This is a genomic window from Isoptericola sp. NPDC019693, assembly GCF_044389085.1.
In the GTDB taxonomy this organism is placed as follows: domain Bacteria; phylum Actinomycetota; class Actinomycetes; order Actinomycetales; family Cellulomonadaceae; genus Isoptericola.
The window spans coordinates 31,338-45,330 of the sequence record NZ_JBIRXP010000007.1 but is presented as its reverse complement, the minus strand read 5'-3'; the positions used below and the strand labels follow the sequence as shown (position 1 = coordinate 45,330).

Below are 13,993 nucleotides of genomic sequence, written 5' to 3'. Positions count from 1 at the left end.
CCGTCCAGGGATCGTCACGCCGGGGACGCTGTGATCTGGATCACACTGCGCCGGAGGTGTCCCCGCAACCGGTGGCCGACGTGCGGCCCGTGGACGACCTCGAGCTGGTCCGCCGGGCACGGACGGGGGACAAGGACGCGTTCGGCGAGCTCGCCGCGCGCCACGGCACCGCGATGTACAGGTACGCCCGCCGCATGCTGCGCGACGACGGCGCGGCGGAGGACTGCATGCAGGACGCCCTCGTGGGAGCGCTGACGTCGATCGGCCGGTTCCGCGGCGAGTCGGCCGTGCGCACCTGGCTCTTCGGCATCCTCGCGCACGTCGTGCGCCGCCGGATGCGGGACGCCGTGCGGCACCCGGTGCAGGGGCTGCCCCCGGACCTCGTCGCCGGCGGGGCGGCCGACCGCGCCGGCGACCCCGTCGCCACCGTGCAGGCGCACGACCTGCTGGCCGCGCTGGAGCTCGCGCTGGCCGACCTGCCGGAGCTGCAGCGGGCCTGCTGGATCCTGGCGGAGGTGGAGAGAATGTCCTACGCGGACGTCGCGCGGGTCCAGTCGACGACGGTCGGGGCCGTGCGCGGGGCCGTGCACCGCGCCCGCGTGAACCTCGAAAGGAGGCTGGAGCCATGGCGGTGACCCCCGACGGTGAGCACGACCACGTGCTCGCCCGCGCCGCCGCGGGGCTGCGGGAGCTGACCGACGAGGGATGGGTGCGGGCCCGCGCGTCGGTCCTGGACCGTGTGCTGCGCGCGGTGCGGCCGTCCGCGCACGTGGCCGGCCGGCACGCCGGGGGGACGTTCGCCCTCGCGACGGCGCTGCTGGCCGACCGGGTGCGGGCCGCGCTCGACGACCCCGAGGGCGAGGTCCGCGTCGACGACGTGCGGTGCACCGTCGGTACCCCCGGCCCCGGCGCCGTCGCCGGCGAGCTGGACGCCGTCCTCGTGGTGCTGAGCGTGCGGTTCGGGTCCCGCCTCGCCGACACGGCGGCGCGGGTGCGCGCCGCGGCCGCGGACGCCGTGTCCGCCGCGCTCGGCGCCGACTTCGACGCCCGCCGCGTCACCGTGGACCTGCACATCGCCGACGTGCACCCCCGGGAAGGCGCGGGCCGCCCGGGGGAGGGCGCGCGTCAGCCCGACACGTCCCCGTCAACGTAGGACCAGCGCCCGCGCTCGCGCACGAACCGGCTCACCTCGTGCAGGCGGCCCCGCTCGCCCGTGGCGGCGGACCGGTACTGCGCGACGAACTCCACCTCGCCGCCGTCGTCGAACGGCCCGCCCGCGTGCGTGGCGAGCACGACGAGCCGCCGCCACACCTGGTCGTCGTCGAGCTCCAGCGACGACGGCCGGGTGCGCGGGTGCCACGTGGCGCGCAGGTAGGCCGCGTCGCCGACGGCGAAGGCGGTGTAGCGCGAGCGCATCAGCGCCTCCGCGGTGGGCGCGGGGCGGTCACCACGCAGCAGCGGGCCGCAGCACGCGCCGAAGGTGTCACCGGAACCGCAGGGGCAGCGGTCGTCGTCGAGCACGGGAACCTCCTGTCAGTGCGCGCCCGGCAGGCGCGGGTTGAACCGCTCCTCGCCGAGGGCGACGAGCAGCGCCAGCAGCACGACGACGGCGCTCGCGAGCGGCACGACGCGCACGTCGACGGCGGCGACCAGCGCCGCCCCCAGCCCGGAGCCGGCGGCGATGCCCACGTTGAACATGGACGACGAGATCGCCACCCCCATGTTCGTCGAGGCGGGGGCGACGAGCATCACCCGGTGCGACAGGGCAGGCGGCACGCTCGAGAACGAGAAGCCGAACAGCGCGAGCGCCGCGACCGCGACGACCGGCTGCTCCCCGAACGCCCACAGCGTCACGAGGGCCACCGTGAGCACGCCGAGCGCCACCAGCAGCACGGGCACGGGGCGGGAGTCGATGAATCGGCCCACGACGATCGTGGCGACCACCCCCGCGGCCCCCTGCAGGAGCAGGAGCCGGGCCATGTCGGACTGGGCGAACCCCGTGACGTCGATGAAGTACTGCGTGACGAACGTGATGACCCCGAACGCGCCGGTCAGCACGAGGCCGGTCACGACCATCTGGAAGAGGAACCGGCGGCGGTTCGGGTGCGGCGCCCGGCTGGCCCCGCCCTCCGACGGCGCCAGCGTGGGGAACAGGGCGAGGACGACGAACGTGACGACCAGCGACAGCGCCGCGACGGCGGCGAACGTCCACCGCCACGACGTGTGCTCCCCGAGCCACGTGCCCGCGGGGACGCCGAGCACCGGCGCCAGCGAGTTGCCCAGCGCGAGGCGGGTCATCACCCTGCCGCGCACCACGGGCCGGAACAGGCCGGTGGTCGCGGGCACGACGGCGGCCCAGAACAGCGCCTGCGCGGTCGCGGTCACGAGGCGGGCGGCGAACAGCTGCTCGTAGCTCGGCGCGAGAGCGGCCCACGTCGTCGCGACGGCGGCCACGCCCGCGCACGCGGACAGCACCCACCGACGCGGCACGCGCCGCGCCCAGTGCGCCAGCGGCACCGTCGTGACGAGCACCACCAGCGCGTACCCGGTGACGAGCAGGCCGATCTCGGAGGTGGTCCGGCCCAGGTCCGGGGCCATGAGGGTGAGCAAGCCGGACGGCAGCGACTCGACGGTGACGAACAGGAACGTCGACAGCGCCATCGCGACCAGGATGATCGTGGCGCGACGCTCGTCGACGGGTGGCGTGATGGCGGACGCCGGCGCGGGAGGAAGGTTCTCGGTCATGGGGATCGAAACGATCCTAGGCGCCCGCGCCCCGTACCTGTCAGGAGGTGCGCAGGGTATGCCTGGCGCTCGGCCTGACAGGTCGCGCGCGTCGGGGAGCTGTCAGGATGCGCGCGCGGTATGCCGCGCGCTGGCCCTGACAGGTGCGATTCTCGGAGGGTGCCCACCCTGGCGGAGCTGCTGACCGACGTCGCCGGGGACCTCTACGGCCTCGAGCCGGCGGCGTTCGTCCCCGCGCGCGACGCCCGCGCCGCCGCGCTGCGCGACGACGGCGAGGACGCGGCGGCCGACCGGGTGAAGCGGCTGCGCAAGCCGTCGACCGCGGCGTGGGTGGTCAACCACCTGGCCCGCGCGGAGGCGGAACAGGTGGAGCAGGTGGTCGAGCTCGGCGCCGCGTTCCGCGAGGCGCAGGACGACCTCGACGGCAAGCGCCTGCGCGAGCTCACCCGGCAGCGCCGACAGCTCGTCGCGGCCGTCGCCGCGCGGGCCCGCTCGCTCGCCGTCGAGGCCGGCGCGACCGTGTCGGACGCCGTCCTGACACAGGTGGAGTCCACCCTCACGGCCGCGATGATCGACCCCGACGCCGGCCGGGCCGTCCGCAGCGGGCTGCTGGTCGGCCCGCTGCAGGCCACCGGCATCGGGAGGGCCGACGTCGCGTCCGCCGTCGCCGTCCCCGACGCGCTCGGCATCGCGCCCGTCGACGACGACGACGCGCCGTCACGGCACCTGCACGCGGTGCCCGACCTGCCCGGGGGGCGCGGCGGTCGCCGTCGGGCCTCGTCGCGGAAGGGCGACGACGCCGCGGCCGAGGAGGAGGCGCGCCAGGCGGCCCGGCGGGAGGCGGAGCAGGCGCTCGCCGACGCGGAGGACGACGTCGCCGCGGCACGCGAGGCGGGCAGCACCGCCGCCGCGGAGGTCGGCCGCATCGAGGGGGTGGCCCGCCGCACCGACGCCGAGCGCGACGCCGTGCGCCGCCGCCTGACCGAGCTGGAGGAGGAGGCCGCCGCCGTCGAGGCGGAGCTGCGCGGCGCCGTCGTCGCCCGGCAGCGTGCCGAGCGCACCCTCGCCGACGCCACCCGTCGCCGCGACGAGGCCGCCGCCCGCCTCGCCGAGGTAGCCCCCGCCCCGCCGAGGTAGTTCGACGTGACGTCCGGCCTCCGGCGGAGGTGCGCCGGTGGATCTCCGTCGCCCGACGGATCCGTGCCGGCGGGCGCTCTGCGAGGGTGGACGCACCGACATCGAGGACGAAGGAGACACCATGCGCCGTCGCATGCGCACGCCCCTGACCGTCACGACCGCTGCCGCGCTCGCGCTGGGCCTCGGCACGCTGCCCGCGGGGGCCGACGAGGTGCCGCAGCCGTCCGCACCGCCGTCGCCGGCCGCCGCGTCGGCGACCGACCGCTCGTCCGTCGCCCGCGCCGTGGCCGACGCCGTCGCGGAGGCGGAGCGGCAGGCGAGCGCCCGGACGTTCCGCGCCCCGAGCGAGTCGACGACGGGCGACCACACTGTGACGGACAGGGTGACGGACGCGCTCGACCAGGCGCTCGCGGACACGGCGGCCGGCGTGCCGGTCGGCGTGGTGGCCCGGGTGGACGCGCCCGGCCTGCGCTGGAGCGGGGCGGACGGCACGCGGCGCCTGGAAGGGCGCGGCCCCGCGCAGCCGCAGGACCGCTTCCGGGCGGCGAGCAACACCAAGATGATGGTCTCGACGCTCGTGCTGCAGGAGGTCGAGAAGGGCACGTGGTCGCTCGACACGCCCGTGGTCGACGTCGCGCCCGAGTCGGCAGCAGCCATCCCCGACGCCTACGAGGACGACGTCACCCTCGAGCTGCTGCTCACCCACCGCTCGGGCCTGCCCGACCACCTCGGACCGCTCACCGCGAACCGCATGGCCGACGACCCGGAGGACTTCGACGAGTTCTTCGACGTCCTCGGCGAGGAGTACACGACGGCGGACCACCTCGCTGCGATGGACGACCAGCCGTGGTTGTTCGAGCCCGGCTCCGACGCCTCGTACTCCAACGCGGGCTATGTCCTCCTGGGCCTCGCGCTGGAGCGCGCCACCGGGCAGGACCTCCAGCGGCTGCTCGAGCAGCGTGTGTTCCGCCCCGCCGGGATGCGGCACTCCGCGTATCCCGACGACCCGGGATACCGCGGCCCGTTCCTGCGCGAGTCCGCCTACACGGGCGACCTCGGCGCGGGCTGGTACGGGCTGGACGGCTTCGACCCGAGCCTGTTCGGCTCGGCCGGCGCCGTCACCAGCACGACGGAGGACCTGCAGCGGTTCACCGAGGCGCTGGTGACGGGCGATCTCCTCGACCCGGAGACCGTGACGGACGTCCTCACGCCACGCACCGTCGGCAGCCCGACGCTGCCGGACTACGGTCTCGGCGTGTACCGCCTGCCCGACCCGTGCGAGCCGGGCGCGTGGCTGTACGGGCACGACGGCGCGTCGTTCGGCACCCTCAGCATCACGCTGACCTCGCCCGACGCCGAGCGCCAGGTGACCGTGGCCCTCACCGGTCGTGACCTCACGACGCTGGAGTCCGACCTCAACACCGCTCTGGTCCCGGCGCTGCTCGCGACCTGCTGACCATGCCGCCGGTCGGGCCCGACGGGCTCGACCGGCGGGCGCGGCGCCGGTCTCAACCGAACCGCACGCTGCCCACCTCCCTCGTCGTGCGCGGCTCGGCCTGAGCGACCGACGTCGCCCCGTCGGTGGCGGGGAACGACGGCGGGTCGGCGCGCACCTCGTCCGCCAGGCGCTCCAGCAGCTCTGCGGGCTCCAGGTCGGCGGGGAGGTCCACGCCGTCGGGGACGAGGACGCCGACCGCGACGAAGGCGCCACCGGCAACCGTGGCGAGCGACGTGGTGCGGAACTCCCGGCCGTCGGCGCCGCGCTGATGGGTGGTGACGCCGAAGGGCCCGAGCTCGTCGAGCGCGATGCTGTACCGCTCGGCGGGATCAGGCCGCCGGCCGACGTACTCGACGGACCGCACCGTGCCGTCCGGGTTCCAGACCAGCGAGTCGTCGCGGAGCCCGTGCTCGGCGGCGGTCTCCGCCTCGTACTGCAGCTGCCGTACCGTGCTGCCCTCGTCCGCGAGCGTGTACGGGCCGTCCGGGGAGACGGTGACGAACGTGATCACCTGGACGCCGTCCACGTCGACGCCGGAGGTGGCGTCCGTCGGGTACGGGCCGTCGTGACGGTACGTCCAGGGATCCAGGCTGTCGTTCGAGGTCGCGAACCGCTCGCCGGCGAGGCCGCTGGCGAACAGCGGCCCGAGCGGGTCGTGCATGACCGCGGAGACGCTCCAACCCGGCTGCCGCGTCGTCGTCATCAGCGCCGTGTCCACGGGCAGCGCGGTGGCGTCGTGGCCGAGGAACTCGTCCGCGGTCAGCCCCCACGGCTCGGGGCTCCAGTGGGCGGCCCGCGCGATCTCCCGGTCGTGGCGCCAGCTCTCCCACGCGTCCTTGCCGAGGTGGAACCAGAGGAACAGTCCTGTCACCACGAGGGCGAACACCAGGAGCGGGGTCACGCTCGGGTTGGCGAGGACGCGGCGCATCGGTGTGCTCATTCACTTCTCCCGTTCGGGGTCGGACATCTGGTCGAACGCCGAGGTGAAGAGGGTGGCGGGCCCGGAGCCGTTCCTGTCATGGAGGAGCCCTGAGCTGCGCACGGCGGCCTCGCCGGGGTCGAACCCGAGCCCCCGGTCGTGCTCGACGACGGCCTCGTGCATCCGGCCGGTGTACTTCTCGGCGAGCTCGGCCTCCGTGGACCGGACGTGGTCCCGCGCGTCGTCGAGCGGGGCCTCGGTGTCGAAGAGCGAGAGCGCCGGCCTGCTCCCCAGGGACACGGCCTCCGTCAGCGCCTGGTTCCCGAGACGGAGGTATCCGACCCCGGTGCCGACGAGGGCGGACACGGTCTCCCGGGTGGCCACGCGGGCCCGTGCGGCGTCGATCGTCTCGGCGTGCATCGCGCCCGTCATCGCGCCGAGGTCGACCAGCCCCGACTGGACGAGCGGTACGCGTGGCCCCGTGTCCACGTCGTACTCCGACGAGGTGGCGTGCCCGACGACCGTCTCCGCGTACCGGTCCGCCACCCCGAGCCAGGCTGCCGCCGCGCCCGGGGTGCGCGAGGTCGCGCCGATCACGTCCCGCAGGGCGAACGCGTCGAGCTCGGGCTGGACGACGAGCGGGACCCGGTCGCCGAACTCCGGTGCCGCCTCGGCGTCGAGGTCGACGCCGGGCGGGGGAGGCGGCTCGACGTCGGCGGCGTCGGACGTGCGGCTCTGCGCCGTGGCGGCGTCGCCCATGACCGGTACGTACGGCTCGTAGGCGAGGGCGATCGACCGGGCGGCGTCGTCGGCGAGCACGGGCGTGCGCAGCAGCCCGGCCGGCAACGACTCCGTCGCGTGCGAGACGAGGAGCGCTGCCCGCGTCTGCTCGCCGCGGTCGTCGGAGGAGGCCCCGGTGGCGACCGCGGCGGCGAACGCCCCCGCGACGGCGCGGCCGCCGTCGGGCCAACCCTCGCGGGGGGTGCTGCCGAGCCACCGGGACACCGCAGGCCCGGTGCGGTGCTGCTCGGCCGGCGCGAGCCGGTCGAACGCCAGCCTCGGGTGCGCTGCGAGGCCTGCGGCGACCGCGACGACCACCGGCGCGAGGACCGTGAACGATCCGTCGAGGGGCATACGGTCGGCCCACCAGTCGTCGAGCGCGTCGTCGGCCCCCGCGTGCACGGCCGCCGGCAGCGACGCAGGGAGCAGGGCGGCGGCGACGTCCGCCTCGGTGCGCGGCGCGTACGGCGAGCCCGCCCGGGCCGCGGCGTCCGCCGCGACCCGGTGGCCGAGCTCCTGCTGCTCCGCGGGCGTCGCCGTGAGCGCCCACTGGCGGACCCCGTCCCCGAGCACCCGCGCCAGCTCGTCGTCGATCCCCGGCTCGAGCGCGCCGCCGAGCACCCCGGTGACCGGGCCGACCTGGCCGGGGACCCCGACGGCGAGCGCGCCGTAGAGCTGCGCGGGGGTGGCGGTGTCCCAGAACGTCGCCCAGAAGGCGAGGTCGTCCGCGTGCGCGGTGAGGAGGTGCCGAAGGTCGTCACGCACGGTGAGCCGTGCCGACGCGCTCCCGCCCGACGTGGCGCGTGGCAGCAGGGCTGCGGCCGTGCGGGCGGCCGCGGTGGAGGCCTGGAACCCCGCCGGATCCGCGCCGGCGGCGGCCACCGCCCGCACCGCCCGGACGTCCCTGAGCGAGGACAGCTCGGCCGCTGCGCGCCGCGACGACTCGTCCTTGGCGTCCCGGGCCGCGCGCCAGCGAGCCTCCGCCGCCGCGACATCACCCCGCGCCGCCGCCAGCTCCCGCTCGGCGGCGGAGAGCCGCAGGTGCGCGTGCGCCGGATCGCCCGGCAGCGCCTGCGCGCCCGACCATGCCGCCCCTGGCCATGCAAGACCCGAGCCCGCCGTGACCGAGCCCGCAGTACCCGAGCCCGCCGTGACCGACCCGCCGACGACCGGCGCCGCGACGCCCGCCGCGATGTTCCACGTGGAACGACGCGCCTCGTCCGCCTCCGCCTGCCAGCGCGCCTCCCGGGCCAGCGCGTCCGCGCGGTCGGCGAGCGCCCGGTGTGCCGTCGCCTGGGCGTCGGCGAGCCCGGCGGCGTGCCGGCGCAGGGTGGCGGCCGCCGCCTCGAGCATCCCGCAGCTCGCCCTGGCGTCGTCGGCCGACGCCGTGACCCGCTCCCGTGCCCGGTCGAGCGCCGTGCTGCGGTGGGCGTCGAGCGCTGCGTGCACCCGCAGCAACCGCGTGCGCGAGTCGGTGAGCCGTGCCGCGGTGCGCGTCGCGGTGTCCGCGGCGTCGACCAGGGCCGACGGCCTGCCGGGAAGCGGGCGCAGCTCCCCAGCAGACGTGCCGGGCCGCCCCGCGGTCGTCACGCCACGCCCTCGGGGCGCGGGCCGCCGAGCAGCGCCGCCAGCTCCTGCGCGGTGGACCGCTCCGCGCCCTCGAAGACCTCGGCGGCGTGGGCGAGCCCGGCTCCCAGCGAGCCGAGCTCGCTCTCGAGGGCCTCGTGGGCGGTGCGCCACGCCGCGGCGACGTCCTGCAGGGCGGCCGACAGGCGGGTGTCGCCGCTCGCGTCGGGCGTCGCCGCCGCGGCCAGGACGCCGCCGGACAGGTCGCCGAGCGACGACGCCGCGCTGCGCAGGTCGACGGCCGCCGTGGCGAGGGCCGTGGTGTCGAGGTCGAGCTGGGTCATCCCGTCCCTGTCCTGGTCGGTCGTCGGGTCGTCCGTGCCTGCGCCGGGGCGCGGGGGCGACGCTAACGACGACGGGACCAGGAGGGCCGAGGTTATCCACAGGCCCGGCGCGGGGTCGGCGGCCCGGCCGTGCGTCCGTCAGGTCGTTCAGTCCCACCAGGCGCGCCACCACGGACCCGCCCTCCCCACGGGCGCGCCGTCGGGCCTCGCGCCCCGCCACGGCGCCACCTCGTCGGGCGGTGCGTGCATGTCGTCGACGCCGAGCTCGGCGAGGGCACGCGCGACGTCGACGGACGCGCCGGCCGGCGGGGCCCCGGACGGCGCGCGCAGGTCCCGGTCTGGTCGGACCAGCACCCCGGTCACGGTGATCCGTTCGTCGCAGCGCAGCGGCCCGACGACGTACCCCTGCGCCCGGACGCGGTCCGGGTGCCGCACGACGGCTCGCAGCACCCTGCCGAGCGTGGGCCCGAGATGCTGCCGCTGCGTCGCGAGCTCGCTCTCGCCGAGCCGTTCGAGCAGGCCGGCGGCGGTCCGCTCGTCGAGGGCGACGAACGGGTAGAACCCCGGGGTCCTCGAGCCGGTGAGCACCGGCTCGAGGAGCACGTCGATCCCGGCGTCGAGCAGCCAGCCGTGACGGCCCTGGCACCGCCCACCGGGGGCGCCGTGGTGCGCGTGGTCCGGACGGGCGGCCAGCTCGCGCTCACGGGTCCACGCGGTCCGCAGGTCGACGAGGTCGGGAGGGGCGAACCGGGCGGCGGGCGAGGGCGGGTCGGGTGGTGCCGGCGGCGAGGTCGGGGGCAGCGTCGCGACGGGCATGGCGGGCTCCTTCGGTCGGGCGTCGGTCGGGCGGACGCCTCGGTCGGGCGTCCGTGGCCGAGCCTGGCGCCGTGCCGTCCCCGGCGGACGGCGCGGCGGCGGTCTGTGGACGACCGTTCCCTGGGGGCAGCCTCGGGCCCCTGCCCTACGGGGCGCCGTCGTGCCTGGTCAGCGTGGACGACGACCGATGAGTTCTGGGCTGGCGCGCCGTCCCTGTCTCAGCACACGATGGATCCACCCTGACGGCCACGGAGGCCCCGATGAGCGAGCTCACCACCCACACCCTGGACGTGCCCGGCGCCGTCCTCACCTACGACGTCCGGCGGCCGTCCCGCGCGAGCGATGCACGCCCGCTGTTCGTGCTCGGGTCGCCGATGGCAGCGTCCGGCTTCACGCAGCTGGTCGGGCTCCTGGACGACCGTGCCGTGGTCACCTACGACCCGCGCGGCACGGAGCGGAGCACGCTCGCCGCCGACGGCGAGGTGTCGGTGGAGCTGCACGCCGACGACTTCCACCGCGTGGTGCAGGCGGCGCGGGCCGAGGTCGGCGACGGCCCGGTCGACGTGTTCGCCTCCTCCGGCGGTGCGGTCAACGTGCTCCCGTGGGTCGTGGCGCACCCCGACGAGCTGGGGACCGTCGTGGCGCACGAGCCGCCGCTGTGGGCGCTGCTGGAGGACCGCGACGTGCAGCGCCAGGTCACCCAGGACATCGTCGAGACGTACCGGCGCGACGGGTTCGGCCCGGCGATGGCCAAGTTCATCCAGGTCTCCATGCAGGACGCGCCGCTCACCGCGGGGTACCTGGCGCAGCCCGCCCCCGACCCGGCGGCGTTCGGCCTGCCGACCGAGGACGACGGCTCGCGGGGCGACCTGCTGCTCGACGGCAACATGGCCACGATGCCCTGGTTCGAGCCCGACCTGGACGCGCTGCGGCGCACCACCGTGCGCCTCGTGCCGGCCGTCGGCGAGAAGGGGCCGGGCACGATGCCGCGCCGCGGGGGAGAGGCGTTGGCGGCGGCGCTCGGCGTCGAGCCCGTCGTCTTCCCCGGCGACCACGGCGGCTTCGCCTCCAGCGACTGGTCGCCGGACAACGACCCGGCAGCGTTCGCCGCGCGCCTGCGCGCGGTGCTCGGCGGCTGAGCCGCCGCTCAGGCGAGGACCCCGGCGTCCCGGCCGATCCGTTCCAGGCCGGCGATGCCCGCCGGGGCGTACTCGAGGTACCGCTCCACGGCCGCGCGCACCTCGGGTCGTGCCGTCTCCTCGGGCGGCACGCGGGCAGGGTTGAGCAGCACGGAGTGTGCCCAGGCGGCGACGTCCGGGTCGGCCATGAACGTCGCGGCCGCCCGGGCACCGCGGCCCTGCATGGTCGACCAGTCGGCGGGGGTGCTCCAGTAGGGCGTCGGCGGGCAGAGGGCGTTCTTCTCGGCGTCGGGGCGGTCGTGGCGGCTTCCCTCGACGTACCCGACGAGGGCGGCGCAGAAGGGTGGGAAGCCTGCCCGCACCGACTGGAGGGTGATCCGCTCGCCCCAGATCGGCAGGGCGGGGCGGACGTGCAGGCCGTACGCCGCGCAGTGCACGACGACGGCGCCGTACGGCACGGCGACCTCGCCCTCGTCGAGCACGAGCCGCCCCGGCTCGACCCGGCGCAGGTGGCCGCCGCGCACCACGCGTGCCACGGTCCGCAGCAGCTCGAGCTCCCACCGGCCGAGCGTGGGCGTGCGCGCCATGGTCGGCATCACCGTCGGGTCGATGCGCGTCATGACACCGGCATCCTCGAGGCGCAGGAAGAGGTCGTCCGCGGACGACGCGTCGCAGGCCGCCGCCATCAGGGTGCCCGCCATGCCCAGGAAGACCGCCGGGTCCGGTTGCACGGTGGCGCGGTCGAGCATCCACGGGTCCCGCGGCCGCACCCACTGGATCGCGTCCGGGTCGACGCCCTGGCCGAGCAGCCACACGACGGCGTCGGTCGCCGTCTTGCCGGAGCCGACGACGACGTACGCGGCCGCGTCCCCGGCGTCGGGCAGCGCCCCTGCGGGGACCACGCGGGCATCGTCGTCGACGTCGAACGGCGGCGGGCCCACGGCCGGGATGGACGGGGCGAGGTAGCGGGCGTCGACCACCCGCCGCCGGACACGGGGCTCGACGACGTCCCCCGACGCGAGGTCGACCAGCAGGCCGTCGCGGTACTCGACACCGCCGAGCAGCTCGACGCGCCCGGTCGGCAGCAGCCGGTCGGCGAGCACGCCCGCGTAGTAGGCGGTGATCTCCGGGCCCGTGGCGCGCTCGTGCAGCCCCTGCTCGGGGCCCGACCCCTGGACGCGACCGGTGCCGAGCCGGGTGGAGGCGACCCCGTAGAACTGCGACGCCTGGTGGAGCCGCACGAAGGGGTACGCGTCCAGCCAGTGCCCGCCCGGCGCCGTGCGCCGGTCGACGAGCGTCGCGTGCGCGGTCGGGTCGTGGTCGACGAGCGCGTCGACGAACGCCATCCCGGCCGCCCCGGCGCCGACGACCAGGTAGTCGGTGTCGACCGAGCGGGCCATGACTCCAGTGACCCACCGGCGTCACGCGTGGGTCAACGGGCGCCGGGGGTGATTCGGGGTGCCCCGGGCGACGTCCGCCCGGGCCTGCGGAACCTCACGTCAGTCCTCGTCGCGGTCCTGGACGACCTTCCCGTCCTGGGTGCCCACGCGGTAGTCCGTCTCGGTGCCGTCCGTCAGCACGGTGACCGACCAGTGGTCGCGGCCGTCGTCCTCGTCGAGCTCGGCGTCCTCCAGGTCTCCGCCGGACTCCGCGACCGTCCGCTCGATCGCCTGGGTGATCGACACCGTCGCGGCGTCCAGCGCGCGCCGGTCGTCGGCGTCGAGGTCGTCGTCCTGCGTGCGGACCACCTCGGTGCCGTCGGCGCTGACCTCGACCTCGACGCTGGTCGTGCCCGTCGCGACGTCGACCTCCCAGGTGTTGTCGCGGTCGGGGTCGTCGACGGCGTACGCGGTGCCGCCGGCCTCCTTCTCGGCGGTGGCGATCGCCTTCAGCCCGGCGGTGGTCCGGTCCTGCGGCGCGGTGTCGTCGTCACCGGCGCCGGTGCTGTCGTCCGTGTTGTCCTCCGTGCTGTCGTCGGTCGCCGCGTCGTCCGGGGCGCTCTCGTCGGCCGACGTCGTGGTGGCGTCGACGGGGGCGTCGCCGGCGTCGGAGCCGTCGGCGCAGGCGGTGAGGGTGAGGCCCAGGGTCAGGGCGAGGGCGGCGGGGACGGTCAGACGGCGTGCGGTGCGGTTGCTCATGACGACGATCCTCCGGGAGGTCCGTGACCCCTGCATGAGGTGTGGATGTGAAGATCCTCATCCGCCGTCCTGAGGGCCGCGACCGGGCCCCGCGCCCGCCCGCTTGCGGTTGACGCAACGTCAACCTCTACCGTCGCTGTCATGACCCGTTCCATCCAGGACGTCGCGCGGCTCGCAGGCATCAGCAGCCGCACGTTGCGGCACTACGACCAGATCGGGCTGCTGCCGCCGTCGGGCACCGGGCCCGGCGGGCTGCGGCACTACGACGACGCGGCGGTCCGGCGCCTGCAGCGCATCCTGCTGCTGCGCGACCTGGGGCTCCCGCTGACGGACGTCGGCCGGGTGCTCGACGAGCAGGCGGACGAGGTCGGCGCGCTGCGCCACCACCTCGGCCAGCTGCGCGCCGAGCAGCAGCGGCTCGCGAGGCGGATCGCCTCGGTGGAACGGACGGTGACCGCGATCGAGAAGGGAGAACAGCTCATGGCAGAAGACATGCTCGACGGCTTCGACCACACGCAGCACGAACAGGAGGTGACCGAGCGCTGGGGCGCCGACGCGTACGCCAGGAGCGACGCGTGGTGGCGGGGGCTCGGCCACGAGCGGCAGAAGGAGTGGCAGGTGCGCACGAAGGAGCTGAGCGAGGCCTGGGGCGACGCCGCCGCCCGCGGTGTCGACCCGGCGTCGGACGAGGCGCAGGCGCTCGCCGCCCGGCACGCTGCCTGGCTCGGCGGCATCCCCGGCACCCCGGGGTCCGAGCAGGGGCGGCCGACGAAGGAGTACGTCGTCGGCCTGGCCGAGATGTACGTGGCCGACCCGCGGTTCGCGAAGAACTACGGCGGCACCGAGGGTGCGACGTTCGTGCGCGACGCCCTCGTTGCCTACGCCGAGCGCGAGCTCTGACCCGCCCGCCG

Annotated in this window: 14 protein-coding genes; 6 read left to right on the top strand and 8 right to left on the bottom strand. The window is 76.1% G+C overall.

Going from position 1 to position 13,993, the window contains the following annotated elements; translation table 11 throughout:
* The first annotated feature begins 56 nt into the window (after positions 1–56).
* Together ACH436_RS18615 and ACH436_RS18610 are read left to right on the top strand one after the other, a co-directional pair.
* Positions 57–635, top strand: a complete 579-nt coding sequence (locus tag ACH436_RS18615) for an RNA polymerase sigma factor (protein ID WP_430561692.1) — start codon at positions 57–59, stop codon at positions 633–635.
* Positions 626–1,153 (top strand): hypothetical protein, encoded by a 528-nt coding sequence (locus ACH436_RS18610; RefSeq protein ID WP_430561691.1) that lies wholly within the window; start codon positions 626–628, stop codon positions 1,151–1,153. Before ACH436_RS18615 ends, ACH436_RS18610 begins: the two co-directional genes overlap by 10 nt.
* Here the strand turns inward: ACH436_RS18610 and ACH436_RS18605 are convergent.
* Both ACH436_RS18605 and ACH436_RS18600 read right to left on the bottom strand, forming a co-directional pair.
* Positions 1,126–1,521, bottom strand: a complete 396-nt coding sequence (locus ACH436_RS18605; protein ID WP_430561690.1) for a YchJ family protein — start codon at positions 1,519–1,521, stop codon at positions 1,126–1,128. The genes ACH436_RS18610 and ACH436_RS18605 overlap by 28 nt on opposite strands.
* A 12-nt stretch (positions 1,522–1,533) precedes the next feature.
* Complete coding sequence (locus ACH436_RS18600) at positions 1,534–2,745, bottom strand: MFS transporter (RefSeq protein ID WP_430561689.1); 1,212 nt, start codon at positions 2,743–2,745, stop codon at positions 1,534–1,536.
* Positions 2,746–2,904: 159 nt separating this feature from the next.
* Between ACH436_RS18600 and ACH436_RS18595 the strand changes: the two genes are divergently transcribed.
* Together ACH436_RS18595 and ACH436_RS18590 are read left to right on the top strand one after the other, a co-directional pair.
* Entirely contained in the window at positions 2,905–3,882 is a 978-nt protein-coding gene (locus ACH436_RS18595; protein WP_430561688.1) for a hypothetical protein, read from the top strand.
* 133 nt (positions 3,883–4,015) lie between these two features.
* The gene (locus tag ACH436_RS18590) at positions 4,016–5,338 is read left to right on the top strand and encodes a serine hydrolase domain-containing protein (protein WP_430561687.1); all 1,323 of its coding nucleotides are present in this window, start codon (positions 4,016–4,018) and stop codon (positions 5,336–5,338) included.
* A 52-nt stretch (positions 5,339–5,390) separates the two neighbouring features.
* On the opposite strand, the gene ACH436_RS18585 is transcribed toward ACH436_RS18590, so the two are convergent.
* The 4 genes from ACH436_RS18585 to ACH436_RS18570 form a co-directional block, all read right to left on the bottom strand.
* A complete protein-coding gene (locus tag ACH436_RS18585) occupies positions 5,391–6,320 on the bottom strand; it encodes a hypothetical protein (protein WP_430561686.1) in 930 nt (309 codons plus the stop codon).
* Positions 6,321–8,669 (bottom strand): hypothetical protein, encoded by a 2,349-nt coding sequence (locus tag ACH436_RS18580; RefSeq protein ID WP_430561685.1) that lies wholly within the window; start codon positions 8,667–8,669, stop codon positions 6,321–6,323. It lies immediately after the preceding gene.
* Entirely contained in the window at positions 8,666–8,989 is a 324-nt protein-coding gene (locus tag ACH436_RS18575) for a hypothetical protein (RefSeq protein WP_430561684.1), read from the bottom strand. The genes ACH436_RS18580 and ACH436_RS18575 overlap by 4 nt, the downstream gene beginning before the upstream one ends.
* 147 nt (positions 8,990–9,136) lie before the next feature.
* Positions 9,137–9,805 carry a hypothetical protein gene (locus tag ACH436_RS18570; RefSeq protein ID WP_430561683.1) on the bottom strand — a complete coding sequence of 223 codons (669 nt, stop codon included), beginning with the start codon at positions 9,803–9,805 and terminating at the stop codon, positions 9,137–9,139.
* A gap of 260 nt (positions 9,806–10,065) precedes the next feature.
* Here ACH436_RS18570 and ACH436_RS18565 point away from each other — a divergent pair, with 260 nt between their 5' ends.
* Entirely contained in the window at positions 10,066–10,944 is an 879-nt protein-coding gene (locus tag ACH436_RS18565; RefSeq protein WP_430561682.1) for an alpha/beta fold hydrolase, read from the top strand.
* An 8-nt stretch (positions 10,945–10,952) separates the two neighbouring features.
* Here the strand turns inward: ACH436_RS18565 and ACH436_RS18560 are convergent, their stop codons facing one another.
* Entirely contained in the window at positions 10,953–12,344 is a 1,392-nt protein-coding gene (locus ACH436_RS18560; protein ID WP_430561681.1) for a pyridine nucleotide-disulfide oxidoreductase, read from the bottom strand.
* A gap of 99 nt (positions 12,345–12,443) precedes the next feature.
* The gene (locus ACH436_RS18555; RefSeq protein WP_430561680.1) at positions 12,444–13,082 is read right to left on the bottom strand and encodes a PepSY domain-containing protein; all 639 of its coding nucleotides are present in this window, start codon (positions 13,080–13,082) and stop codon (positions 12,444–12,446) included.
* Positions 13,083–13,223: 141 nt separating this feature from the next.
* Between ACH436_RS18555 and ACH436_RS18550 the strand changes: the two genes are divergently transcribed.
* On the top strand, positions 13,224–13,982 hold the full coding sequence (locus ACH436_RS18550; protein WP_430561679.1) for a TipAS antibiotic-recognition domain-containing protein: 759 nt from the start codon (positions 13,224–13,226) through the stop codon (positions 13,980–13,982).
* The last annotated feature ends 11 nt before the right edge of the window (positions 13,983–13,993 follow it).

What these genes read in the sequence shown, in the direction of transcription:
- ACH436_RS18600 (WP_430561689.1), bottom strand. Translation starts at nt 2,745, where the DNA reads ATGACCGAGAACCTTCCTCCCGCGCCGGCGTCCGCCATCACGCCACCC.
- ACH436_RS18550 (WP_430561679.1), top strand. Translation starts at nt 13,224, where the DNA reads ATGACCCGTTCCATCCAGGACGTCGCGCGGCTCGCAGGCATCAGCAGC.
- ACH436_RS18575 (WP_430561684.1), bottom strand. Translation starts at nt 8,989, where the DNA reads ATGACCCAGCTCGACCTCGACACCACGGCCCTCGCCACGGCGGCCGTC.
- ACH436_RS18555 (WP_430561680.1), bottom strand. Translation starts at nt 13,082, where the DNA reads ATGAGCAACCGCACCGCACGCCGTCTGACCGTCCCCGCCGCCCTCGCC.
- ACH436_RS18610 (WP_430561691.1), top strand. Translation starts at nt 626, where the DNA reads ATGGCGGTGACCCCCGACGGTGAGCACGACCACGTGCTCGCCCGCGCC.
- ACH436_RS18565 (WP_430561682.1), top strand. Translation starts at nt 10,066, where the DNA reads ATGAGCGAGCTCACCACCCACACCCTGGACGTGCCCGGCGCCGTCCTC.
- ACH436_RS18560 (WP_430561681.1), bottom strand. Translation starts at nt 12,344, where the DNA reads ATGGCCCGCTCGGTCGACACCGACTACCTGGTCGTCGGCGCCGGGGCG.
- ACH436_RS18570 (WP_430561683.1), bottom strand. Translation starts at nt 9,805, where the DNA reads ATGCCCGTCGCGACGCTGCCCCCGACCTCGCCGCCGGCACCACCCGAC.
- ACH436_RS18590 (WP_430561687.1), top strand. Translation starts at nt 4,016, where the DNA reads ATGCGCACGCCCCTGACCGTCACGACCGCTGCCGCGCTCGCGCTGGGC.
- ACH436_RS18585 (WP_430561686.1), bottom strand. Translation starts at nt 6,320, where the DNA reads ATGAGCACACCGATGCGCCGCGTCCTCGCCAACCCGAGCGTGACCCCG.